The 21,995-nt window shown below is 71.3% G+C and carries 20 protein-coding genes; 10 read left to right on the top strand and 10 right to left on the bottom strand.

Annotated features, from left to right (window positions below; all coding sequences use genetic code 11):
* Positions 1 to 13: 13 nt before the first annotated feature.
* Positions 14 to 1,114: a 6-phosphofructokinase gene (locus I5071_RS43310; RefSeq protein ID WP_236519272.1), complete on the top strand. Its 1,101-nt coding sequence runs from the start codon at positions 14 to 16 to the stop codon at positions 1,112 to 1,114.
* 85 nt (positions 1,115 to 1,199) lie between these two features.
* Here the strand turns inward: I5071_RS43310 and I5071_RS43305 are convergent, their stop codons facing one another.
* The 3 genes from I5071_RS43305 to I5071_RS43295 form a co-directional block, all read right to left on the bottom strand.
* Positions 1,200 to 2,624 (bottom strand): DVUA0089 family protein, encoded by a 1,425-nt coding sequence (locus tag I5071_RS43305; RefSeq protein ID WP_236519271.1) that lies wholly within the window; start codon positions 2,622 to 2,624, stop codon positions 1,200 to 1,202.
* Between the two features lie 150 nt (positions 2,625 to 2,774).
* Positions 2,775 to 3,404 carry a uridine kinase gene (gene udk, locus I5071_RS43300; RefSeq protein ID WP_236519270.1) on the bottom strand — a complete coding sequence of 210 codons (630 nt, stop codon included), beginning with the start codon at positions 3,402 to 3,404 and terminating at the stop codon, positions 2,775 to 2,777.
* A gap of 13 nt (positions 3,405 to 3,417) precedes the next feature.
* Positions 3,418 to 4,176 (bottom strand): hypothetical protein, encoded by a 759-nt coding sequence (locus I5071_RS43295; RefSeq protein WP_236519269.1) that lies wholly within the window; start codon positions 4,174 to 4,176, stop codon positions 3,418 to 3,420.
* Between the two features lie 121 nt (positions 4,177 to 4,297).
* On the opposite strand from I5071_RS43295, the gene I5071_RS43290 reads away from it, so the two are divergent.
* On the top strand, positions 4,298 to 6,043 hold the full coding sequence (locus tag I5071_RS43290; RefSeq protein WP_236519268.1) for a bifunctional metallophosphatase/5'-nucleotidase: 1,746 nt from the start codon (positions 4,298 to 4,300) through the stop codon (positions 6,041 to 6,043).
* On the opposite strand, the gene I5071_RS43285 is transcribed toward I5071_RS43290, so the two are convergent.
* On the bottom strand, positions 6,024 to 6,677 hold the full coding sequence (locus I5071_RS43285) for an HAD family hydrolase (protein WP_236519267.1): 654 nt from the start codon (positions 6,675 to 6,677) through the stop codon (positions 6,024 to 6,026). The genes I5071_RS43290 and I5071_RS43285 overlap by 20 nt on opposite strands.
* A gap of 67 nt (positions 6,678 to 6,744) precedes the next feature.
* Here I5071_RS43285 and I5071_RS43280 point away from each other — a divergent pair, with 67 nt between their 5' ends.
* The 3 genes from I5071_RS43280 (at position 6,745) to I5071_RS43270 (ending at position 8,998) form a co-directional block, all read left to right on the top strand.
* Positions 6,745 to 7,698 (top strand): oxygenase MpaB family protein, encoded by a 954-nt coding sequence (locus I5071_RS43280; RefSeq protein ID WP_236519266.1) that lies wholly within the window; start codon positions 6,745 to 6,747, stop codon positions 7,696 to 7,698.
* A gap of 201 nt (positions 7,699 to 7,899) precedes the next feature.
* Complete coding sequence (locus I5071_RS43275; RefSeq protein ID WP_236519265.1) at positions 7,900 to 8,283, top strand: TerB family tellurite resistance protein; 384 nt, start codon at positions 7,900 to 7,902, stop codon at positions 8,281 to 8,283.
* Positions 8,284 to 8,314: 31 nt separating this feature from the next.
* Positions 8,315 to 8,998 carry an HAD family hydrolase gene (locus tag I5071_RS43270; protein WP_236519264.1) on the top strand — a complete coding sequence of 228 codons (684 nt, stop codon included), beginning with the start codon at positions 8,315 to 8,317 and terminating at the stop codon, positions 8,996 to 8,998.
* Here the strand turns inward: I5071_RS43270 and I5071_RS43265 are convergent.
* From I5071_RS43265 to I5071_RS46920, 4 genes are all read right to left on the bottom strand, one after another.
* On the bottom strand, positions 8,982 to 10,346 hold the full coding sequence (locus I5071_RS43265; RefSeq protein WP_236519263.1) for a hypothetical protein: 1,365 nt from the start codon (positions 10,344 to 10,346) through the stop codon (positions 8,982 to 8,984). The genes I5071_RS43270 and I5071_RS43265 overlap by 17 nt on opposite strands.
* A 77-nt stretch (positions 10,347 to 10,423) precedes the next feature.
* Positions 10,424 to 11,356, bottom strand: a complete 933-nt coding sequence (locus I5071_RS43260; protein ID WP_236519262.1) for a hypothetical protein — start codon at positions 11,354 to 11,356, stop codon at positions 10,424 to 10,426.
* 88 nt (positions 11,357 to 11,444) lie between these two features.
* Positions 11,445 to 11,897, bottom strand: coding sequence for a hypothetical protein (locus I5071_RS43255; RefSeq protein ID WP_236519261.1), 453 nt, complete (start codon positions 11,895 to 11,897; stop codon positions 11,445 to 11,447).
* Positions 11,894 to 13,597: a DegT/DnrJ/EryC1/StrS family aminotransferase gene (locus tag I5071_RS46920; RefSeq protein ID WP_329611120.1), complete on the bottom strand. Its 1,704-nt coding sequence runs from the start codon at positions 13,595 to 13,597 to the stop codon at positions 11,894 to 11,896. The genes I5071_RS43255 and I5071_RS46920 overlap by 4 nt, the downstream gene beginning before the upstream one ends.
* Before the next feature lie 146 nt (positions 13,598 to 13,743).
* Between I5071_RS46920 and I5071_RS43240 the strand changes: the two genes are divergently transcribed.
* Complete coding sequence (locus I5071_RS43240) at positions 13,744 to 14,868, top strand: SMI1/KNR4 family protein (protein ID WP_236519260.1); 1,125 nt, start codon at positions 13,744 to 13,746, stop codon at positions 14,866 to 14,868.
* A 6-nt stretch (positions 14,869 to 14,874) separates the two neighbouring features.
* Here I5071_RS43240 and I5071_RS43235 read toward each other — a convergent pair whose 3' ends face one another.
* Positions 14,875 to 16,269, bottom strand: coding sequence for a glucose-6-phosphate dehydrogenase (locus I5071_RS43235; protein ID WP_236519259.1), 1,395 nt, complete (start codon positions 16,267 to 16,269; stop codon positions 14,875 to 14,877).
* Positions 16,270 to 16,470: 201 nt separating this feature from the next.
* Here I5071_RS43235 and I5071_RS43230 point away from each other — a divergent pair, with 201 nt between their 5' ends.
* Entirely contained in the window at positions 16,471 to 17,496 is a 1,026-nt protein-coding gene (locus I5071_RS43230) for an aldo/keto reductase (RefSeq protein ID WP_236607731.1), read from the top strand.
* On the opposite strand, the gene I5071_RS43225 is transcribed toward I5071_RS43230, so the two are convergent.
* Positions 17,435 to 18,370: a LysR family transcriptional regulator gene (locus I5071_RS43225; RefSeq protein ID WP_236519258.1), complete on the bottom strand. Its 936-nt coding sequence runs from the start codon at positions 18,368 to 18,370 to the stop codon at positions 17,435 to 17,437. The genes I5071_RS43230 and I5071_RS43225 overlap by 62 nt on opposite strands.
* Positions 18,371 to 18,444: 74 nt before the next feature.
* Between I5071_RS43225 and I5071_RS43220 the strand changes: the two genes are divergently transcribed.
* Genes I5071_RS43220 through I5071_RS43210 form a run of 3 tightly spaced genes read left to right on the top strand, consistent with a single transcriptional unit; the run spans position 18,445 to position 21,991 of the window.
* The gene (locus I5071_RS43220) at positions 18,445 to 19,290 is read left to right on the top strand and encodes an SDR family NAD(P)-dependent oxidoreductase (protein WP_236519257.1); all 846 of its coding nucleotides are present in this window, start codon (positions 18,445 to 18,447) and stop codon (positions 19,288 to 19,290) included.
* 60 nt (positions 19,291 to 19,350) lie between these two features.
* Positions 19,351 to 19,701: a DUF1428 domain-containing protein gene (locus tag I5071_RS43215; RefSeq protein ID WP_236519256.1), complete on the top strand. Its 351-nt coding sequence runs from the start codon at positions 19,351 to 19,353 to the stop codon at positions 19,699 to 19,701.
* Positions 19,702 to 19,741: 40 nt separating this feature from the next.
* On the top strand, positions 19,742 to 21,991 hold the full coding sequence (locus I5071_RS43210; protein WP_236519255.1) for a helicase-related protein: 2,250 nt from the start codon (positions 19,742 to 19,744) through the stop codon (positions 21,989 to 21,991).
* Positions 21,992 to 21,995 lie beyond the last annotated feature (4 nt).

Genomic DNA, 21,995 nt, shown 5'->3' with positions numbered 1-21,995 from the left:
TATGCTCGCCTCGATGAAGGTCGGCATTCTGACGGGCGGCGGCGACTGTCCGGGGCTCAACGCGGTCATCCGCGCCGCGGTGAAGACGGGGATCGGCCGGCACGGCTTCGAGATGCTCGGCATCGAGGACGCGTTCCACGGCCTCGTCGACCTCGGGTACCAGTCGCCGCACGGCAATCGGTGGCTCACCGAGATGGACGTGCGCGGGATCCAGACGCGCGGCGGCACGATCCTCGGCACCTCGAACCGCGGCGATCCCTTCCGCTACGTCGTGAAGAGCGAGAGCGGCAAGGAGATCGAGACCGACATCTCCGATCGCGTCATGGAGAACATGCGCAAGATGGGGCTCGGCGCGATCATCTCGGTCGGCGGCGACGGCTCGATGAAGATCGCGCAGCGCTTCTTCGAGAAGGGCATGGCGATCGTCGGCGTGCCGAAGACGATCGACAACGATCTCGGCGCGACCGATCAGACGTTCGGGTTCGACACCGCGGTCGGCATCGCGACCGAGGCGATCGATCGATTGAGCGACACCGCGGCGAGCCACGATCGCGTGATGCTCGTCGAGGTGATGGGGCGCCACGCCGGATGGATCGCGCTGCACGCCGGGCTCGCGGGCGGCGCGGACGCGATCCTCATCCCCGAGATCCCGTATCGCATCGAGGCGATCGCGAGGATGATCGCGCAGCGCAGCGCGGCGAAGCAGAAGTACTCGATCATCGTCGTGAGCGAGGGCGCGATGCCGCTCGGCGGCGAGGCGAGCATCGGCGAGACGCGCGCCGGCGCGATGCCGCGCTTGATGGGCGCGGCGCAGCGCGTCGCGGAAGGGCTGCGGGACTACGTGAGCGCGGACATCCGCGTGACGGTGCTCGGGCACATCCAGCGCGGCGGCACGCCCTCGAGCTTCGATCGCAACCTCGCGACGCGCTTCGGGCGCGCGGCGGCGGAGCTCGTCGCGGAGAAGGGCTTCGGCAGGATGGTCTCGCTGCGCGGCGGCGAGATCGTGACGATGCCGATCGCCGATGCGATCATGGAGCCGAAGCTCGTCGATCCGAAGAGCGAGATGGTCGAGACGGCGCGCGCGATGGGCACGGTGTTCGGCGACGAGAAGTGAGCCTGGCTCACTCCTCGTCGCAACGAATCAACGAGCCCGCGAAGCGGCCGGGGGTCGACAGGGGGGCGGAGCCCCCCGGGAAACCTCAGTCCCAGCGCGACGTGACGTCGATGGCCCAGCGCTCGAGGGTGCCGACCTCGCCGCTCGCGCGATCCGCGACGCGCAGCGTCCAGGTGCCGTTCACCTGCTCGTCGCCCGAGAAACCGCGCACCGATCCGTCGAGCTCGACATAGCCGGGCTCGGCGTCGCCCTCGAACACCACGACCTCGGTGCCCACCGGGTTCGTGAGCGTCACCCGGAGATCCGAAGGACGGGGGTGATCGATGAGCGTGCGGATCTCCACGTCGACGTCGACCGTCGCGAGGCCGTACACGATCACGCTGCGCTCGAGCACCGCGGCGTCGCCGATCTCGATCGAGTAGCCCTCGCCGTACGAGCCGCGCAGCCACGTGGGCACGCAGATGCCTTCGTCGCCGCGCGTCAGGCCGCCGCACACCAGCTGCTCGCTGGGGCACGCGACGCTTGCCGAGCAGAGCGCGCCCTCGCCCTCGAGCCGCGCCTCGGGCGCGCAGCGACCTGCGCCCTGCTCTTCCACGAAGCCCTGGCAGCGCAGGCCCTCCGCGCAGGTGTTGCCGGTCCAGCCCTCGCAGTCGGCGCCGATGCGCGCGCCGCCCGGCGCGCCGAGCACCACGCACTCGTAGAGATCGCCGTCGTGGATCTCCGCCGCGATCTCGCTGGTGTCGCCGACCAGCACCGCGCCGTACGAGTTGTCGCCCGCGCCGTACTCGATCACGACGAAGCGACGCCCGGTCGCGACCTCGGCGAGCTCGAGCACGTTCACTTCGTTCTGATCGACCGCCTCGAGCGCGCTCGCGAGATCGCTCGCGTCCTCGTAGGCCACGCGCACCGCCGCGACGATCTGCGCCGCACGCGCGCTCGAGATGCCCTCGGGAGAGCGCACGACGGTCGAGAGCAGCGGCTCGAAGAGCGCGCTGTCGCGCAGCTGGCGGTACGTCGTGCCGAAGAGGCACTCGCCCGCTTCGCGCGGGCAGCCTTCGCCGCTGCACTCGCTCGCGAGCGTGAACGCGCCGCGCACCCGGCGGTCGTAGCCCTTCACGATCACGCGATAGCGACCCGCGACCAGATCGCGCGAGAGCGCGGACCAGAGCGTGCCGCCCGCGTCGTCGTTGCGCGCGATGTACGAGCCCCAGCCGCGCGCGCCTTCGCGATAGAGGTAGAGCATCGTGTCCACCTCGCGCGCGCCCTCGGTGCGCAGCGCGATCGACGCCGGCGCGGTGAGCTCGAACGTCCACGCGTGGAACGACTCGTCGCGCGTGATCTCCGCGCTCACCGAGCCACCGAGCGCGAGCGCGCTGTGATCGATCGGGTTGCGGAACGAGTCGGCGGCGCCGTCGAGCGGCGCGTCTTCTTCGGCGCCCTTGTCCACTGGAGCGGCCTGACAGGCGAGCAGCGCGGGGACGAGAGCGAGCAGACGGATCGAGCGAGTCATGGGATCGGACCTTTCGTGCCCGATCGCATGGCAATCGACGTGCCCTACCTCCGCGCACATTTCCTCGCGGTTTTTCCCGCGATCTGACGGCGGGTGACGGACGGAGGGTGGCGGCCCGTCAGGCCGACGGGTGGCGAGTCGAGGAGCCGCTCAGATGCGGCCGCGGCTCGCGAGCACCGACTGGATCTTCGCGACGATCAGGTCGAGCGCGACGTGGTTGTCGCCGCCCTCCGGGATGATCACGTCCGCGTAGCGCTTGCTCGGCTCCACGAACTGCAGGTGCATCGGGCGCACCGTCGAGTAGTACTGCTCGCGCACCGCCTCGAAGCTGCGGCCACGGTGCTCCATGTCGCGGCGCACCCGGCGCAGCACGCGGATGTCGGCGTCGGTGTCGACGAACAGCTTCAGGTCGAGCTCGGCGCGCAGCTCGGGGTCGCTGAAGATCAGGATGCCCTCGACCACGATGATCGTCGTGGGCTCCACGCGCCGCGTGTACGGGCTGCGGCGGTGGATCTTGAAGTCGTACATCGGGATCTCGACCGCTCGGCCGCGCTTCAGCTCGCGCACGTGGTGCAGGAGCAGCGACGACTCGAGCGCGTCGGGATGATCGAAGTTGAGCTGGCAGCGATCCTCGTACGTGAGGTCGGGACGATCGAGGTAGTAGCTGTCGTGCTCGAGGATCGCGACCATCTCGGCCGGGACCGCGCCCGCGATCTTCCGCGCGACGGTGGTCTTGCCCGACCCCGTGCCCCCCGCGACGCCCACCAGGAACGGCTGCATGGGCCGCGATCTATCACAGCTCCGAGGGCGCGCGCGCACCGACGCTGGGATCGATCACGATCTCGACGCCGGCTTCGACCTGGAGGAGCCCGAGCTCGTTCTCGCCGTCGAGCCCGTGCAGCCGCGTGTACGCGCCGCCGATGTGGAAGTCGACGCGCGTGCCGCGCCGGGGCCGCAGGGGATCGGGGTCGACGACGAACGGGATGCGGATGCCCGTGGAGAGCTGCCATCCCGCGGTGTTCGGCGGCGTGAGATCGAAGACCTCGATCTCCTCGCCGTTCGGCCGCGTGACGCGCACCGTGCTCGGATCGACGGGCACGCTGACGAACCCCCGGGCCGCGCCCCACGGCACGACGTAGGGGTTCTCGTACGCGAAGATCACGCCGATGTCGGGCGCGACGAAGGGACCGTACGAGTGCCCTCCCGCGCCCACGCCCGCGACCAGCCCGACCCACTCGACCGGCGCGAATTTCAGGCCGATGCGCCCGGTGCCGTAGAGCGGCGAGCGCTCGTCCTCGTAGTCGATGTGCGCGACCGTGCCCTCGCCCTGCAGCTCGAGCTGCGATGCGACGCCGACGCGCCCGCGCAGCGACGCGCTGCCGCCCTCGACGTCGCTCGAGGAGAAGTACGAGCCGGCGACCTGCAGCGAGCCCTGGCCTTCCTCGAGCGTGGCCGAGCTCTCGAGCGGGAGCGTGCGCGCTGGGGTCGAGAGCGCGAAGGGCGTGCACCCGCCGAGCGCGAGCGCGAGGACCGAGCAATGGCGAAGCGACATGGGACTCGCCCATCGCAAACGCGAGACCACCGCGAAATTCTCGTGATCGCGAGGTGACCGTGGTGAGCCAGCAACACCCTCGCGCGCCGAGGCGTGCCGCGGGCGCGCTACGCTCCGCGCGATGCGTTGTTCGCTCGTCCTGATCCTCGCGCTCCTCCTCTCGTCGTGTGGCGGTGCCGCAACACCGCCCCCGCGCGTCACCGAGCCCGCGGTCGTGACGCAGGAGGCCGCGCCCGAGGTCCCGCCGCACGCGACGATGTCGATCGTCGGCACCAACGATCTGCACGGGCACATCCGGGCGCTGCCGCTCTTCGCGGGCTACCTCGCGAACCTCCGCGCCGCGCGCACGCGCGATCGGGGCGCGGTGCTGCTCCTCGACGGCGGCGACATGTTCCAGGGCACGCTCGAGTCGAACCTCGAAGAGGGCGCGAGCGTCGTGCGCGCGTACGAGGTGCTCGGCTACGACGCGGTCACGATCGGCAACCACGAGTTCGACTACGGGCCGATCGGTCCCCGCGCGACGCCGCGCGATCCCGGCGACGATCCCCGCGGCGCGCTGCGGGCGCGCATCGAGGAGGCGGAGTTCCCCTTCCTCAGCGCGAACCTGCTGCAGCGCGAGGGCGGGGCGCGCGCCGAGCTCGGTCTGCCCTCGGTGCTGCTCGAGCGCGCCGGGCTCTCGATCGGCGTGATCGGCGTGACCACCGAGCAGACGCTCACCACGACGATCGCGACGAACGTCGCGGACCTCGCGATGCGCCCGCTCGCCGACGCGATCACCGCCGAGGCGCAGGCGCTGCGCGCGCGAGGCGCGGCGATGGTCGTGGTCACCGCGCACGCGGGCGGGCACTGCGAGCGCTTCGACGATCCCGACGATCTCTCGAGCTGCGATCCCACCGAGGAGATCTTCGAGGTCGCGCGCGCGCTGACGCCGGGCACCGTCGACGCGATCGTCGGCGGGCACACCCACCAGGCGGTCGCGCACCGCGTGAACGGGATCCCGATCATCGAGGCGTACTCGTACGGCATCGCGTTCGGGCGCGTGGATCTCGTCGTCGATCGCGCGAGCGGGCGCGTCGTCGACGTGCGTGTGATGCCGCCGCAGCGCCTCTGCGGCGCCGAGGGCGCGAGCCCCGAGGGCGATCTCGCGGCGTGCGCGCCCGGCGACTACGAAGGCGCGCCGGTCGTGAGCGATGCGCGCGTCGCCGAGGTCATCGCGCCCTCGCTCGCGCGCGCCGACAGCCAGCGCCACGACGAGCTCGGCCCGACGCTCACCGAGCCGTTCGCGAAGCAGTACGGCAGCGAGAGCGCGCTCGGGAACCTCTTCGTCGATCTGATGCTGCGCGCGCGCCCCGACGCCGACGCCGCGATCATCAACGGCGGTGGGCTGCGCGCCGATCTGCCCGCGGGACCGCTGCGCTACGGCGCGCTCTACGAGGCGTTCCCGTTCGACAACCGGTTCGCGATGGTGCGCATGCGCGCGTCCGAGCTCGCGGCGATGATCGCGCAGAACCTCGCGCGCGGCGGCGGCTATCTCTCGCTCGGCGGCGTGCGCGCGGAGGCGCGCTGCGTGCGCGGAGAGCTCGTCGTGTCGCTCACCCGCGATGGCCGGCGCATCCGCGACGCCGAGGTGCTCGACGTGCTCGCGAGCGACTTCCTGGTGAGCGGCGGCGACGGAGCGTTCGCCGCGATCCGCGAGCGCGATCCGAGCGCGCTGACGATCGAGGACGACCCGCCGATCCGCGAGGCGATGGCCGAGGCACTGCGCGCGATGCGCGGACAGACGCTCGCGTCGCGCGCGTTCTTCGATCCCGAGGCCCCGCGGGTGCGCGCGCCGGGCGCGCGTCCCGTCAGCTGCGAGAGTCGATGATCGGCAGGAGCTCGCGCGGGTGCGCGATCAGGTGCTGCGCGCCCGCGCCCTCGAGCTCCGCACGATCACGGAACCCCCAGAGACAGCCCACCGCGAGCATCCCCGCGCTGCGCGCGGTGCGCATGTCGGTGTCGCCGTCGCCGACGATCATCATCGACGCGGGCGAGAGGCCGAGCGTGCTCGCGATCTCGAGCGCGCCGGCGGGATCGGGCTTGTGCGGGATGCCGTCCTTCTGCCCGAGCACGACGTCGAAGCGGAAGCGCGGGAAGAGGCGCTCGACGATCTCGACCGACGCCGAGTGCGGCTTGTTCGTGAGCACCGCCTTCGCGATGCCGCGCGCCTCGAGCGCCTCGAGCACCTCGACGATGCCGTCGTAGGGGCGCGTCTCCACGATCAGGTGCGATCGATACCGCGCGCGGTAGCGCGCGAGCACGTCCGTGGAGAGCGCATCGCGATGCTCGGGGGGCAGCGCGCCACGCACGAGCTCCGACGCGCCGTAGCCCACGAGGCCGCGCACCTCGTCGATCGTGTGCGTCGGCAGACCGGACTCCGCGAGCGCGTGGTTGAGCGACGCGGCGATGTCCGCGAGGCTGTCGATCAGCGTCCCGTCGAGGTCGAAGATGACGGCGGTCATGCGGGGGGCGAGATAGCACGTTAGAATTCGGTTCGCGCACGATCCTCCTCCAGCGACGAGGTGAGCGATGACGGAAGCGACGGTCACGCGAGACGAGCTCGAGCGACGCATCGCCGAGGTCCGCAGCCGCACCCGCGATCCGCGCGCCGGCATCTACGGGCCGGGATCGATCTCGTGGAGGATCAACCGCGAGGGGATCATCATGCTGGGCGGGGGACGCGCGGCGCTGCTGCAGCTCGCGCATCCCTACGTCGCGCACGCGGTCGCTCAGCACTCGGACACCCAGCGCGATCCGGTCGGGCGCTTCCGCCGCACGTTCATGCACGTGTTCGCGATGGTGTTCGGCGATCTCGATCACGCGATCGAGAGCGCGCGTCGCGTGCACCGCATCCACACCGGCATCAAGGGCCCGATCCGCGAGGACGTCGGCGCGTTCCGCGAGGGGCATCGTTATCACGCGAACGATCCCGAGGCGCTCTTCTGGGTGCACGCGACGCTCGTCGACACCGCGGTGATGCTCTACGAGCTCGGCGTGGCGCCGCTCACGCGCGAGGAGAAGGAGCGCTACTACGCGGAGTCGCGCCTCTTCGCGGGGCTCTTCGGCATCCCCGAGCGCGTCATGCCGCGCACGTTCGGCGAGTTCGAGGAGTACGTGCGCGCGATGATGGCGAGCGACGTGATCACGGTCGGTCGCCCCGCGCTCGAGATGCGTCACTTCCTGCTGCGGCCGCCGCGACCGAGCGCTGCGCCGTTCCTCGCGTGGTACCGCGTGTTCACCGCGGGGCTCTTGCCGGCGCGGCTGCGCGAGCAGCTCGAGCTGCCGTTCGGCGCGCGCGAGAAGGCGATGTTCGAGCGCTCGATCCCGCTGCTGCGCGCGACCTATCGCACCACGCCGAAGCGGCTGCGGTACTTCCCGGACTACGTCGAGGCCAAGCGCAGGCTCGCGGGCAAGCCGGCGCACGACGCGTTCGGGCGCGCGCTCGAGAAGATCGCGCTGCGCGCGATCGAGCCGGTGCGCTGAGCCGCCGCCACCCGCGGGCGTTTGACTTTCCGCGCCAAATGTTGGAAGTTGAACTTACGACTTCGCGCTGGACGGTGCAGTTCGCGTCCAGCCAGGTCGGGCGCGCCCGTCACCTCCACCCCAATCCCCGACGGGCGTGCTCGGCCTCCTTTCTCTCCGCGGGCGCGTGATAGCCTCCGCGAGCACACGGGGAGAACGCGGATGCAGGACTACCAGGAGGCCATGCTCAAGTCGCTCGTCGCGGTCGCGTGGGCGGACGGGCGTGTCGAGGGCGAGGAGAGCGAGGTCATCGAGGCCCTGCTCGACTCGTTCGAGATCCAGGGTGCGGACCGCGACGCGATCCGCGAGTACGCCAAGACGCAGCGCACGCTCGACGACGTGCCGCTCACGGATCTCTCGGCCTCCGATCGTCGTGTGCTCCTGCAGCACGCGGTGATCCTCACGTACATCGACGGTCAGCAGAGCGAGCAGGAGAAGAAGATCGTCGGTGAGCTCGTGGAGCGCCTGCGCATCCCGACGGACGAAGCGGCGAGCCTGCTCGAGGCCGCCGACGAGCGCGCGCGCCGGCTCATCTCGCTCTTGTGAGCGACGCATGATCGCGTAGATCTGCGCGACCATGCTCCGCGTCCTGCTGCTCGACGTCGGCAACACGATCGCGTTCCTCGACATGCACGGAGTGGCCGACGTCGTTCGCGTCGAAGGCCACCACGTCGATCCCGCGCGCCTGCGCGAGGTCGAGGGGCGCGCCAAGCGCCGCTACGAGGCGCTGCTGCGCGAGGGCGTGTCGCACGAGGAGGGCTGGGGCCTCTACCTCGCGACGCTGCTCGAGGAAGGCGGCCTCGATCGTGCGCTCGCACGCGCGATGATCGCGCCGCTGCGGCGCTCCCACGATCGGCTCAACCTCTGGCGCAGCGTGCCCGCGGATCTGGCGCCCGCGCTCGATCGCATCCGCGCCGCGGGCGTGCGCCTCGCGATCGTGTCGAACTCCGAGGGACGCCTGCCCGAGCTCCTCGCGCACGTCGGGCTCGCGCATCTCTTCGAGACGATCGTGGACTCGCACCACGAGGGCGTTCGGAAGCCGGACCCCGAGATCTTCCGGCGCGCGCTCTCGCGCCTCGACATCGCGGCGCACGAGACCGTCTATCTCGGCGACATCCCCGGCGTCGACGTCGAGGGCGCGAACGCCGCGGGGATCGACGCGGTGCTCGTCGATCCCTACGGCTTCTACGACGACTTCGCGGGCGCGCGCGTGCCCTCGGTCGCGTCGTGGATCGACGCGTACCTCACTGGCAGTGCATGAGCTCGGTGGGGCTCCGACCGCTGCGCATCATCGTCACCGCGCAGCGCGGCTCGACGCCCTGACAGAACTGCAGCGACGTCGGCGAGTGCCCCGCGCGCAGCAGCGCGTCCGCGCACTGCGGCTCGGCTCCATCGCAGAACATCAGCGACGTCGACGAGTGGCCGAGCTCGAGCAGCGTCGTGCGGCAGTCGGGCGCCGGCGCCACGACCACGACGCCGGGGCGCGGCGGAGGAGGCGTCACCACGACGACGCCGGGGCGCGGCGGAGGCGGCGTCACCACCACGCTCGACGCGGAGCGCTGCGACATCGTCAGCGAGTACGTCGCGATCTCGCCGCCGCGATAGTTGCCGACGTAGACCTGGTACACGCCCGCGGGGAACCAACCTTCGATGCGCGGCACGAGGTTGCCCGCGCCGTCGTCGTCGCACCACACGTTGCCGTCGGGCGCGACGATCGCGAGCGTCGCGTCGCCGTTCGACGGAGCCTCGAAGCGCAGGTACGGCATGTCGCTGCGCAGCACGATCGTGTGCTGCGGCGCGCCCTGGAACCAACCGGGGCAAGCGCTCGGCAGCCCGAGCTGGTCGGCGCGCACCGGGCCGCCGGCCTGGCCCGGCACCGCGTAGGGATCGGGCCCGAAGCCCGGCTGCAGCGCGACCGCGCCCATCACGCCCGACGCCTGTCGCGGGTCGAACGAGAGACGACCGACGACGACGTGCACGCCACCCTCGACGCGCGCCTGCGCCTGCGCGGCGCGCGCACGCTCCGCATCGGCCTCCGCCTGTGCGCGGGCCGTCGCGAGACGCTCGCGCTCGAGGCGCTCCTGCATCTGACGGTCGCGCTCTCGCTCCTCGGCCTCGCGCGCCTCGCGCTCACGCCGCAGCTGCTCTTCCTGCGCGCGCGCGATCGCCTCCTGCGCCTCTCGCGCAGGGCGCGCGAGCTCGCCCTCGATCTGCTCGGTGAGCTGCCGCATGTACCCCTCGTAGCGGCGCGAGACCGACGGGCTCTCGATCTCCAGCCCCGCGGAGTCGAGGTACTGGATCGACACCTGCGACGTCGCGTACTGCACCACGACGCGCAGCGTCGTGCGTCGATGCTGGAGGCGCGCGACGACCTGCGTTCCGTCGTCGCTCTCGAGCGTCCAGCTCCGCGCGCTCAGCGCGCTCGCCACCGCGGTGCGCACCGCTGCGCCGTCGGTCACGCCGCTCAGCATCATCACGGTCGGCGCGGGCGTGAACACCACCACCTCGCCGCCCGCCGTCACCTCGCCCGTCACCACGCCGCGTCGCCCGCATGCCGCGACCGACAACGCGATCGCCAACACCAGCACCCCCCACGATTTCGCTCTCAAGACGGACCTCCGTGTGCGCACCCGACTTCGCGCCTGCGACGAGGCCCACCCCGAAGCGATTCACGGTGCGCCGCAGATCACGGCGTCCCGACGCACGCCTCGAGGCACGCGTCGAGCCCGGTGACGCGCTCGATGAGCGGCGAGCACGTGCCCGCGAAGATCACGTGGAGCTCCGCGTCGATCGTCGAGCCGTCGACCACACCGAGGCTCTCGAGGCACGCGGTGGACGGGAGGTACTGACCGGCGATGCGCGCCGAGCCCGGAACCGTCGTGGTCGTCGAGCACGCGGCGTACTCCGGCCGGATCGTGACCTCGGTCTCGACGAACCGCGCGTCGCTCGCCGCGGGGCACTGCCCCGGGCCCTCGGACGCGGGCCCGATGCGCACCACGCGCGCGGTCGCGGGCACCACGCGATAGCGACACCCCGTGCCGGTCACCGGAAGCGCCTCGCACTCTGGCGGGATCGCCATGCCCGGCGGCACGATCGTCAGCGCGACACGACCGCGCGCTGCAGCGCGACGTCCGCGCACCACGACCTCGAGCTCGAGCGGCGTGTCGCGCGGGATCTCGATCCATCCGAGCTGATCGAACACGTCCTGCACCACGACTCGCCCGTCCTGGTGCGAGCCGGTGAGCGCGAACGTCGCACCACGGAACCCCTCGAACGCCGTGCCTCCCGCAGGCTCGAGGTTCGCGATCTCCACCGACACGCAGGGTGTGTCGTCGTCGGGATCGAGCGCGAGATCCGCGCGCACGCTCGGCACGATCATCGTGCCGCCCTGCGGTCCCCACACGAACGGGATCTCGTCCCCGTCCGACCAGCGCGTGAACGCGCCGTCCGCGATGCGACCGATCTCGAGCTCGAGCGCGGGCTCGCCCTCGAAGAGATCGTCGCAGGTCGCGGGAGGTGGACCGCCGTCGTACGGCCCGGGCTCGGGGCCCTCACCACCGCTGCCACCACACGCAGCGAGCACGAGGGCCAGCGGCGCCACGCGAAGCGTCTCGAGCACGAACGCACCTCCTCGCGCACCGAGTGCGAGGGCCGTGCCGTGCGGTTTTCTCGGGGAATCGAGTGCGTCGAGTCGTGCCACCCGGGCGTCAGAGCGCGAGCGTCGGCACGAACATCCCGCGGCGCTCGATCGTCGTCAGCGCTTCGTCGAGCGCGTCGCGACGCGCCTGACCGGTGCGCACGTCGGGGTGTCCCGACGAGCAGCTCGTCGACAGCTCGCCGAGGCGCGCGTCGACCTCGGCGATGCGCTCGCGGATCCATCGCGCGACCGCGACGCGATCGACACGCACGCGCGATCTCCGCAGCCCGGCGATCGCCTCGCGCAACGCCGCGCGCTCGCGCAGGACGTCGGCGTGGTTCTCGCCGTGACGGATGCGCAGCGCCGAGAGGCGCGCCCATCGCTCGATCACAGCGCGCTGCAGCGCGCTGCCCGCGCTCTCGCCCTCGATCGTCTCGACGACCGGGGGCTCGCTCTCCTGGGCGTGCGCGATCACGCGCGCCGTCGCGATCACGATCGCGATCGCGACGACGCGCGACTTCATCCGCGGCCCTTCAAGAAGTCGATCACGGTGCGCGCGATGCGCCGCACCCGCGACTCGCCGAGCTCGCCGTAGACCGGCAGCGCGAGCGAGTCGTCCGCCGCGCGCTCCGACTCCGGGAACGCGCCCTTCGCGTGGCCGAGGTACGCGAAGCACTCCTGCAGGTGCAGCGGGCGCGGGTAGTAGATCTCGGTCGCGATCCCGCTCTCGCCGAGGTGCTTCTTCAGCGCGTCACGGTGCGCGGTGCGGATCACGTACTGGTTGTAGATGTGCCCGCTCTCGACGCGCGCCGGCGTGCGCAGCGCGGCCGAAGGCAGCCCCGCTTCCGCGAACAGACGATCGTAGAGCCCCGCGTTCGCGCGACGTCCTTCGGTCCATCCCGAGAGGTGCGGCAGCTTCACGCGCAGCACCGCGGCCTGGATCGCGTCGAGCCGGAAGTTCCCGCCGATCAGCGCGTGGAAGTACTTCGGGTGCGCGCCGTGCGCGCGCAGGCGCTTCATCTTCTCGGCGAGCGCCGCGTCGTTCGTCGTCACGAGCCCCGCGTCGCCGAACGCGCCGAGGTTCTTGCTCGGGAAGAACGAGAAGCATCCGACCGCGCCGAGCCCACCGACCGGGCCGAGCTTCGTCGTCGCGCCGATCGCCTGCGCCGCGTCCTCGATGATCGGGATGTTCGTCTCGCGACCGAGCGCGGCGAGCGCCTCGGGATCACAAGGCTGACCGAAGAGGTGCACCGGCAGGATCGCCTTGGTGCGCGGAGTGATCGCCGCGCGCGCCTGCGCGACGTCCATGTTCATCGTGCGGGGATCGACGTCGACGAACACCGGCTTCGCGCCGAGCCGCGCGACACACCCGGCCGTCGCGAAGAACGAGTACGGCGTGGTCACGACCTCGTCGCCCTGCCCCACGTCGAGCGCCATCAGCGCGAGCAGCAGCGCGTCGGTGCCGCTCGACACCCCGAGCGCGTGCGCGACGCCGATGTGCTTCGCGACCTCCTTCTCGAACTGCTCGACCTCGGCGCCGAGGATGAACGCGTTCTTCGCGATCACGCGATCCATCGCGACGCGGATCTCGGGGAGCAGAGGCCCGTTCTGCGCGGTGAGATCCAGCAGCGGGATCGGGCTCGTGTCGTTCTCTTCGGAGGTCAGGGGCACGCAGCGCTCTCCTTCGATGCGATATCGCTCGCCGCTCTCGGGGCAGGTCACGACGCCCTCGCCGCGCAGGCGGCGACCGAGCCGGCTCACCCAGCCCATGCGTCGCGCGGGCACGCCCGCGACCAGCGCGTAGGCGGGCACGTCGTTCGTCACCACCGCGCCCGCCGCGACGAACGCGTACTCGCCGATCGTATGACCACAAACGATCGTCGCGTTGGCGCCGATGCTCGCGCCGCGCGAGACCTTCGTCGCGCGGTACTCGCTCTTGCGCTCCACGAACGCGCGCGGCTCGTTCACGTTGGTGAACACGCAGCTCGGACCGAGGAACACGTCGTCGGCGATCTCGACGCCCTCGTACACCGAGACGTTGTTCTGGATCTTCACGCCGTTGCCGATGCGCACGCCGCGCCCGACGAAGACGTTCTGTCCGAGCGAGCAGCGCGCGCCGATGCGCGCCGCGGTGGAGACGTGGACGAAGTGCCAGACCTTGGTGCCGTCGCCGAGCTCGGCGCCGTCGTCGACGATCGCGGTGGGGTGGATGTAGGCAGCCATGCAGCGGGCGGAAGCGTAGCGCCGAAACGCCGCGCGTCGGGCGCGATTCGCAGGGTCGCTTGATCGGAGTGCGTGGCCGCGCATGCTCGCGCTCGATGGAGCTGAGAGAAGAGGTCGAAGCGACCGTCGCCCGGTTTCGAGAAGCGATGGCGAGGCGGGATCTCGACGCTGCTCGCGAGCACGTGCTGCTGCCGTCGACGTTGCGCGAGGACGCGCGCGATCTGCTGCCTGGAGACGCGAGGTTCGTGGGCGTGACGGAGCTCGGTGAGGGCTGGGTCGTGTACGGCGCCGCCACGACGGCGATGCGCGGGATGCCTGGGCCGGCGATCGCGTGCCTCGAGCTGTTCCGCGGGCGCGACGGGAAGCTGCGGCTCGAGGTCAGTGGCTCGAGCGCGACCGGAGCGAAGTCGATGTCTCCTGCCGATCTCGCGACCGCGTTCGAGCAGAGTCTCTCGTTCCGCGAGCGCGAGCGCCCGAAGCGCGCTTCACGAACGTGGTCGCCGCCTCCCGCGCATCCCGCGCCGATCACGGCGATCCGCTGGCTCGGTCGCGCCGATGCCGGGGTCGCACCGAGCGACGTCGACGCGGCCGAACGCGCGCTCGGCGTCACGCTCCCGCGCGGCTATCGCGAGTACGTCACGCGCTTCGGCGCCGCGCTCGAGTGCGACCTCGTGCGGATCTACCCGCCGCGCCGCATCGCCGACGAGCTCGCCGAGTGGCGCGTCCGCGTCGACGCGTACTGGCTCTGGACGACCGACGAGCTCGATCGCGATCGCGCCCAGCGCTGCATCGTTCTCGGCGACACCACGCAGGGCGACGAGATCGTCCTCGATCCCCAGCGCCCCGATGCGCTCTTCGTGCTTCCTCGCCATCACCACGTGGTCGCGCGCATCCCCGGGGATCTCACCCACACGCTCGCGTGGCTCTGCGAGAGCGGTGAGCTCGCCGCGCCCAGCCCCGTCCGCTACGCCGAGCCGCTCGAAGGCCAGGTGCACCGCATGTACGACCCGACGAACAACGAGGGCGACGAGGACGACTGGCTCGCCGACGCGCGCGTGACCCACGATGTTCTGCTCGCCCTCGATCCCGGCGCGCAGTCGGTCTTCCACGACGACGACGACGGCGGGTGGACCGTGCTCCTGCCGCGCATCGGCGGCACCGCGTTCGTGCACGCGGACGGCGGTGTCTCCGTGAGCTGCGATCCCGAGGCCGATCTCACGCGCCTCGACGCGTTGCTCCGCGACCGTGGTCTCGAGCTGCGCGCGCGCTGACGACGATCACGGAGCCTGCGTCGCGACGCTGATCGTGGTCGGCCGTCTCCGCTCGCCGCTCGGCGGCGCCGGCGCGCCCGCCGCGTACTCGCGCATCGGCACCTCGCTCGCATGCCACGCCTGGATCACCGGGTCGATCACCCGCCACGCCTCCTCGGCCTCTTCGCCGAGGATGAACAGCGCGGGATCTCCGCGCAGCATGTCGAGGATCAGGTTCGCGTACACCGATCGTCGCGGCGGCGATGCGCAGAGCTCGAGCGCGCGGCTCTCCGCGACGCGGTCGGGGCCGTTGAGCGTCGTGGCCAGTCGCACGTAGGGCTCGGTGAGGCCGAGGCGCAGCGAGTTCGGCTCCACGCCGGGCCACGCCTCGACGACGTAGCGAGGCAGCGCGCGGAAGTGGATCGCGATCTCCGCCGAGCTCGTCGCGAACGCCTTGCCCGAGCGCAGCGTGAACGGGACGCCGCTCCACCGCATGCTCTCGACCGCGAGCGTCAGCGATGCGTACGTCTCGGTCCCGTGGCGCGCATCGACCCCGGGCTCGTCGACGTACGAGGGCACGCGCCGCGTGCCGATGGCGCCCGCGGTGTACCGCGCGCGCAGCGTCCGGGATCGGATCTCGTCGATCGTCGGAGTCGCCACCGCGCGCAGCGCCTCGAGCCGCGCGGCGCGATACGACGCTGCGTCGGAGCGCGACGGCTCTTCCATCACGACGAGCGCCATCACCTCCATCAGATGGCTCTGCACCATGTCCCTCAGCGCGCCCGCGTGGTCGTAGTACCCGGCGCGCCCTTCGAGGGTCAGGCTCTCGAGCCACGAGACGTCGACTCGCTCGACGTGCGTCGCGTTCCACACCGGCTCGAAGATCCGATTGAGGAATCGCAGCGCGCTCACACGACGCACGAGCTCGTCGGAGAGGAAGTGATCGATCCGGAAGACCGTCGGCTCGGGCAGCTCGCACCGCAGCACGCCGTTGAGCCGTCGCGCCGACGCGAGATCGACGCCGAACGGCTTCTCGATCGCGACCGCGTCGGACGGGCCGAGCTTCGCGCTCGCGAGCGCGTGCAGCACCGGCTCGATGAGGGAGGGCGCCAGCGCGAGATACACGAGCGTGCCCGGACGCTCGGGGCCTCCGACCAGCCGGCGGACGTCCTCCGCGCGCGTCACGTCGGTCGCCTGGTAGTCGAGCCTGCTCACGACGTCGTCGCGCGTCGACGCGGCGACCCTCGAGTGCCGCGCGAGCTGCGTCGCGATGTGCTGGCGGAACTCCGCCGTCGACCAGGCGGTCCTCGCCGAGCCCACGATCGTGAGCTGCGGCGGCAGCAGCTTCGCCTCGGCGAGCTCGGCGATCGCCGGCATCAGCAAGCGGCTCGTGAGATCCCCGGAGGCTCCGAGCAACAGCATTCGTTCGATCATCACGGCTCGTCACATGCACGCGCCGAGCACACCGCAGCGCGCGGAGATCGCGGCAGCGGCGCGCGGAATCACGAGGCAGCGCGCCGCGCCCGCACGTCGCGCGTGCGACGGAGGTCGTCGCGACGACGTGCGATGCGCCGCGCGGATCTCGATCGCGCACTGGTATGCCGCTCGCTGCGCCGGCGACGCATGGAGTACGTCGACATTCGAGGCGTGCCGATCGCGGCGAGCCGCATCGGCCTCGGGACTTGGGCGATGGGCGGCTATCAGTGGGGCGGCACCGACGACGACGAATCGGTGCGCACGATCCACGCAGCGCTCGATCTCGGCATCAACCTGATCGACACCGCGCCGGCCTACGGATTCGGCCACTCCGAGGAGGTCGTGGGCCGCGCGATCGCGGAGTACGGCGGGCGCGATCGTGTCGTCATCTCGACGAAGGGAGGCCTCGAGCGACGCGGCGACAAGCTCTTCCGGAACTCGCGGCGCGACGTGATCCGCACCGAGGTCGAGCACTCGCTCGCGCGGCTGCGCACCGACTACATCGATCTCTACTTCGTGCACTGGCCGGACCTCGACACGCCCTACGAGGAGACGGCCGAGGTGCTCGGCGAGCTGCAGAAGGCGGGGAAGATCCGCGGCGTCGCGGTGTCGAACTTCCCGATCCCCGCGATGGAGCGCTTCCACGCGGTCACGCCGCTCGGCGCGGCGCAGCCTCCGCTCAACATCTTCGAGCGCGAGGCGCTGCGCGACATCATCCCGTGGTGCCGTGATCGCGGCGTCGCGACGCTCACCTACGGCGCGCTCTGCCGTGGTCTGCTCACCGGCACCATCGACGAGCGCACGAAGTTCGAGGGCGACGATCTCCGCAAGGTCGACCCCAAGTTCATGCCGCCGCGGATCGCGCAGTACTGCAGTGCGGTCCGCGAGCTCGACGAGTACGCGAAGCGCCGCTACCAGCGCGGCGTGCTCGCGCTCGCGATCCGCTGGGCGCTCGATCAGCCCGGCGTGTCGGTCGCGCTCTGGGGCGCGCGCCACCCGAGCGAGCTCTCGCCGGTGCTCGACGTGATGGGCTGGAAGCTCGACGCCGAGGCGCTCGCCGCGATCGATCGGACCCTCGCGAGCGCGGTGCGCGATCCCGTCGGGCCCGAGTTCATGGCCCCGCCGGAGCGCGTGTCGGGCGAGGACGCGAAGCTCCCCGCCGCGCCGATCTGAGGAACTGCACGAACGCTGCGAGCTTCGGCGCGAGCTGCTTCCGGCTCGGGTAGTAGAGATAGTAGCCGGGGAACGTCGGGCAGAAGCGCTCGAGCACGCGCACCAGCTGCTTCTTCGCGATCGCGTCCCGCGTCTGGTCTTCCATCAGGTACGCGACACCGATCCCGTCGAGCGCCGCGCGCAGCATCAGGTCGCTGTCGTTGGTGACGAGGCGACCATCGACCGCGATCGCGAGGTCCCGCCCGTCCTGGACCAGGTCCCAGGGCCGGATCGCACCGCTCGCGATGCTCCGGTAGTTGATGCAGTCGTGCGCGAGGAGATCCCGCGGATGCTTGGGCCGCGGGTGCGTCGCGAAGTACGACGGCGACGCGACGATCGCCATGCGCAGCGGCGGCGAGATCGGCACCGCGACCATCTCGCGATCGAGCATCTCGCCGATCCGGATCCCCGCATCGAATCCGCGCGACACGATGTCGACGAAGGCGTCGTCGATCGCGATCTCCACGCGCAGCTCGGGATGCTGCGCCATGAACCTCGCGAGGAGCGGCTCGATCAGCACCGACCACCCGAGGCGCGGCACGTTCAGCCGCAGCGTGCCCGTGGGCTTTCCCCGCAGCTCGTCGAGCGACTCGAACGCCTCGTGCACCCCGCTCAGCGCCGGGCGCAGCCGCTGCGCGAATCGGTCGCCCGCTTCGGTCAGCCCGACGCTGCGCGTGGTGCGCTGCACGAGGCGCACCCCGACGCGCTCCTCGAGCGCTCGGATCGTCTGGCTCACCGCCGAAGGCGTGACGCGCAGCTCCGCTGCCGCCGCCGTGAAGCTCCGCTTGTCCGCGACCGCGAGGAACGCGATCAGGCCCGAGAGGTCGTCCGCCATTCATTAGAGATTCTTCACGACGAATGCAGATTCGTCCCGTACCGGCGCGGAGCGACACGGCGTAGGAACACCGCATGAACGACACGGACAGGGTCTGGCTCGTCACCGGTGCATCCTCGGGCTTCGGTCGCTCGATCGTCGAAGAAGCGCTCCGCCGCGGCGATCGCGTCGTCGCCACCGCACGTCGCACCGACGCGCTCGCCGATCTCGCGCGCAGCGCGCCCGATCGGGTGCTGGTCAGCGAGCTCGACGTCACGCGCCACGAGCAGCGCACGCGCGTCGTGTCCGAGGCGCTGGCGCGCTTCGGTGCGATCGACGTGCTGGTGAACAATGCGGGCTACAGCATCCTCGGCGCGGTCGAGGAGACCAGCGACGACGAGGTGCGCGCCGCGATGGAGGTGCTCTTCTTCGCGCCGGTCGCCCTCACCCGCGAGGTGCTGCCCTCGATGCGCGCGCGCGGCCGCGGCACCGTCGTGCAGATCACGAGCGTCGGCGGCATCACGACCGCGCCCGGATTCGGGCCGTACTGCGCGGCGAAGCACGCGGTCGAAGCGCTCTCCGAGAGCCTCGCCGCCGAGGTGCAGCCCTTCGGCGTGCGGGTCGTGATCGTCGAGCCCGGCGCGTTCCGCACCTCGCTCTTCGGCACCGCGTTCCGCCAGATGCCCGCGATGGATGAGTACGCTCCGACCGTCGGCGCGATCCGCACGTGGAGCGCGAGCGTCGCCGGGGCGCAGGCGGGCGACCCCGACAAGGCCGCGCGCGCGATCGTCGACGCGGTGCAGGTCGAGGGAGACATCCCGCTGCGCCTGCCGCTGGGAGGCGACGCGATCGACGGCATCCGCGCGAAGCTCGCGCGCATCGCTGCCGACGTCGAGCGCGCCGAGCCGGTCGCGCGGGCGACCGCGTTCGACGGAACGTGATCCGGGACCGATGAGATCCTCCGTCGCCCGCCGTCCAACAGGGAAACGGAGGATCTCCCGATGAGCTACGTCGACGGATTCGTGGTCCCGGTGCCGAAGCACAAGCTCGACGAGTACCGCAAGCTCGCCACGCTCGCGCGCGACGTGTGGAAGGAGTACGGCGCGCTCGACTACCGCGAGTGGATCGCCGACGACGTGCCGTTCGGCGAGCTCACGTCGTTCCCGCGGAGCGTGCAGCTGAAGGACGACGAGATCGTGATCTTCTCGTGGATCGTCTACCGCTCGCGCGAGCACCGCGACGAGGTGAACGCGAAGGTGATGGCCGACCCGCGCATGAAGAGCCCGCCCGAGACCTACCCGTTCGACGCCAAGCGCATGATCTACGGAGGCTTCGCCCCCTTCGTCGAGTGATCGTCATCCCGAGCGCGAGGGCTGCTAACGTTCGTTCGTGATGGGCGCTTCGGCGCACGATCTCGACACGACGCTGGTCCTCGCGCTCGGCCCCACGAACACCGGCAAGACGCACCGCGCGGTCACGCGGATGCTCGAGCACGAGAGCGGCATGATCGGCCTGCCGCTGCGCCTGCTCGCGCGCGAGGTCTACGACCGCGTCACCCGCGCGGTCGGCGAGAGTCAGGTCGCGCTCGTCACCGGCGAGGAGAAGCGCGTCCCGCGCGCGCCGCGCTACTGGGTGTGCACCGTCGAGGCGATGCCGCTCGATCGTCCCGTGCACTTCCTCGCGATCGACGAGGTGCAGCTCGCCGCGCATCGCGAGCGCGGCCACGTCTTCACCGATCGACTGCTCCACGCGCGCGGCACCCGCGAGACGTGGCTGCTGGGCGCCGACACGATGGCGCCCATCCTCCGCGAGCTCCTGCCCGGCGCGCGCCTCGAGCGACAGGCGCGCCTCTCGGCGCTGCGACATGCCGGGCGCAGCGGGCTCGGAGGGCTGCCGCCGCGCAGCGCGATCGTCGCGTTCAGCGCGGCCGAGGTCTACGACCTCGCCGCGCGCATGCGGCAGAAGAAGGGCGGCGTCGCGGTCGTGCTCGGCGCGCTCTCGCCGCGCACCCGCAACGCGCAGGTCGCGCTCTACGAAGCGCGCGAGGTGCAGTATCTCGTCGCCACCGACGCGATCGGCATGGGCCTCAACCTCGACGTCGATCACGTCGCGTTCGCGGCGGTCGAGAAGTTCGACGGCCGCGAGCACCGCCCGCTCGAGCCCGCCGAGCTCGGCCAGATCGCGGGGCGCGCCGGTCGCTATCAGCGCGACGGCACGTTCGGCACGCTCAATCCTCTGCCCGGCTTCTCGGAGAAGCTCGTCGCGCGGCTCGAGGAGCATCGTTTCCCGCCGGTCACGCGGCTGGTGTGGCGCAGCCCCGAGCTCGACTTCGCGTCGATCGACACGCTGCTCGCGTCGCTCTCGACCGCGGCGCCGCACCCGGTGTTCACGCGCGTCGAGCAGGCCGACGACTTCGACGTGCTGCGCACGCTCGCGGATCGCCCGCGGGTGCGCGAGCGCGCGATCGGCGAGGACGTGGTGCGCTTGCTCTGGGACGTCTGCCAGATCCCCGACTACCGCAAGCTCACGATCCTCGATCACGCCTCGTTGCTCGAGGAGATCTTCGTCACGCTCGTCGAGCGCGGCCGCCTCGATCCCGGTTGGGTCGATCGCCACGTGCAGCGCATCGATCGCGTCGAGGGCGAGATCGACGAGCTCACCGCGAGGCTCGCCGCGATCCGCGTGTGGACGTACGTGAGCCACCAGCGCGAGTGGATCGACGGCAGCCTCGAGGAGCGCGCGCGAGAGGTCGAGGACCGCCTCGGCGACGCGCTGCACGAGCGCCTGGTCGAGCGCTTCGTCGCGCGCGCGCCGCGCGCGATGTCGATCCCGCGGACCGAAGAAGCCGCGCGAAAAGGCGGCTTCTTCGCGCAGATCGGCGACATGCTCGACGACGTGCGCCGCGCCGAGGAGCGCGACCGAGAGAGCCGGGTCGCGCGAATCGTCGAGGCACCCCACGACGCGTTCCAGATCGACGACGCAGGTGTGGTGTCGTGGGGCGACGAAGAGCTCGGGAAGCTGGTCGCGGGCCGCGATCTGCTGTCGCCGAGGGTGGTGCTGACGGTCGACGACACAATCGGCGCCGGCGCGAGATCGCGCATCGAGCGGAGGATGGCGGCCTACGGGCGCGACCTGGTCAGCGAGCTGCTGCGGCCGATCGCGTCGCACGACGCCGAAGGATTGGTGCGAGGCGTCCTGTGGCAGCTCGAGCGCGGGCTCGGGACGCTGGACGTCGAGCGCGCGAAGGGCGAGATCGCGGCGCTGAGCGACGAGGATCGCACGGCGCTCGACAAGCGCGGCGTCGTGATCGGATCGCGCACCGTGTTCGCGCGTGGATTGCTGAGCGCCGAAGCGCTGAGACTGAGAGCGCTCCTGGTGCGTGTGTATCGCGGCACGAAAGAGCCGAGAGCGCCGATGAGAGGGGTCGTCTCGACAGCACGTCTGAAGGACGTGCCGTTCGAGTCGTATCTCGCAGTCGGTTTTCTTCCGCTCGGCCCGCGCGTCGTGAGAGTGGATGTCGTCGAGCGCGTGTTGGCGAGACTGCGCGAGCAGGAGACCCCGAACGAGATCGGCAGCTGGCTCGGCGTGAGGAGCCGAGAGCTCCCGAAGGTCCTCGCCGCGCTCGGAGACCGCGCGCGCTAGCCCG

Source organism: Sandaracinus amylolyticus, from assembly GCF_021631985.1.
Lineage (GTDB): Bacteria > Myxococcota_A > Polyangia > Polyangiales > Sandaracinaceae > Sandaracinus > Sandaracinus amylolyticus_A.
This window is presented reverse-complemented; position numbering and strand designations above follow the sequence as displayed.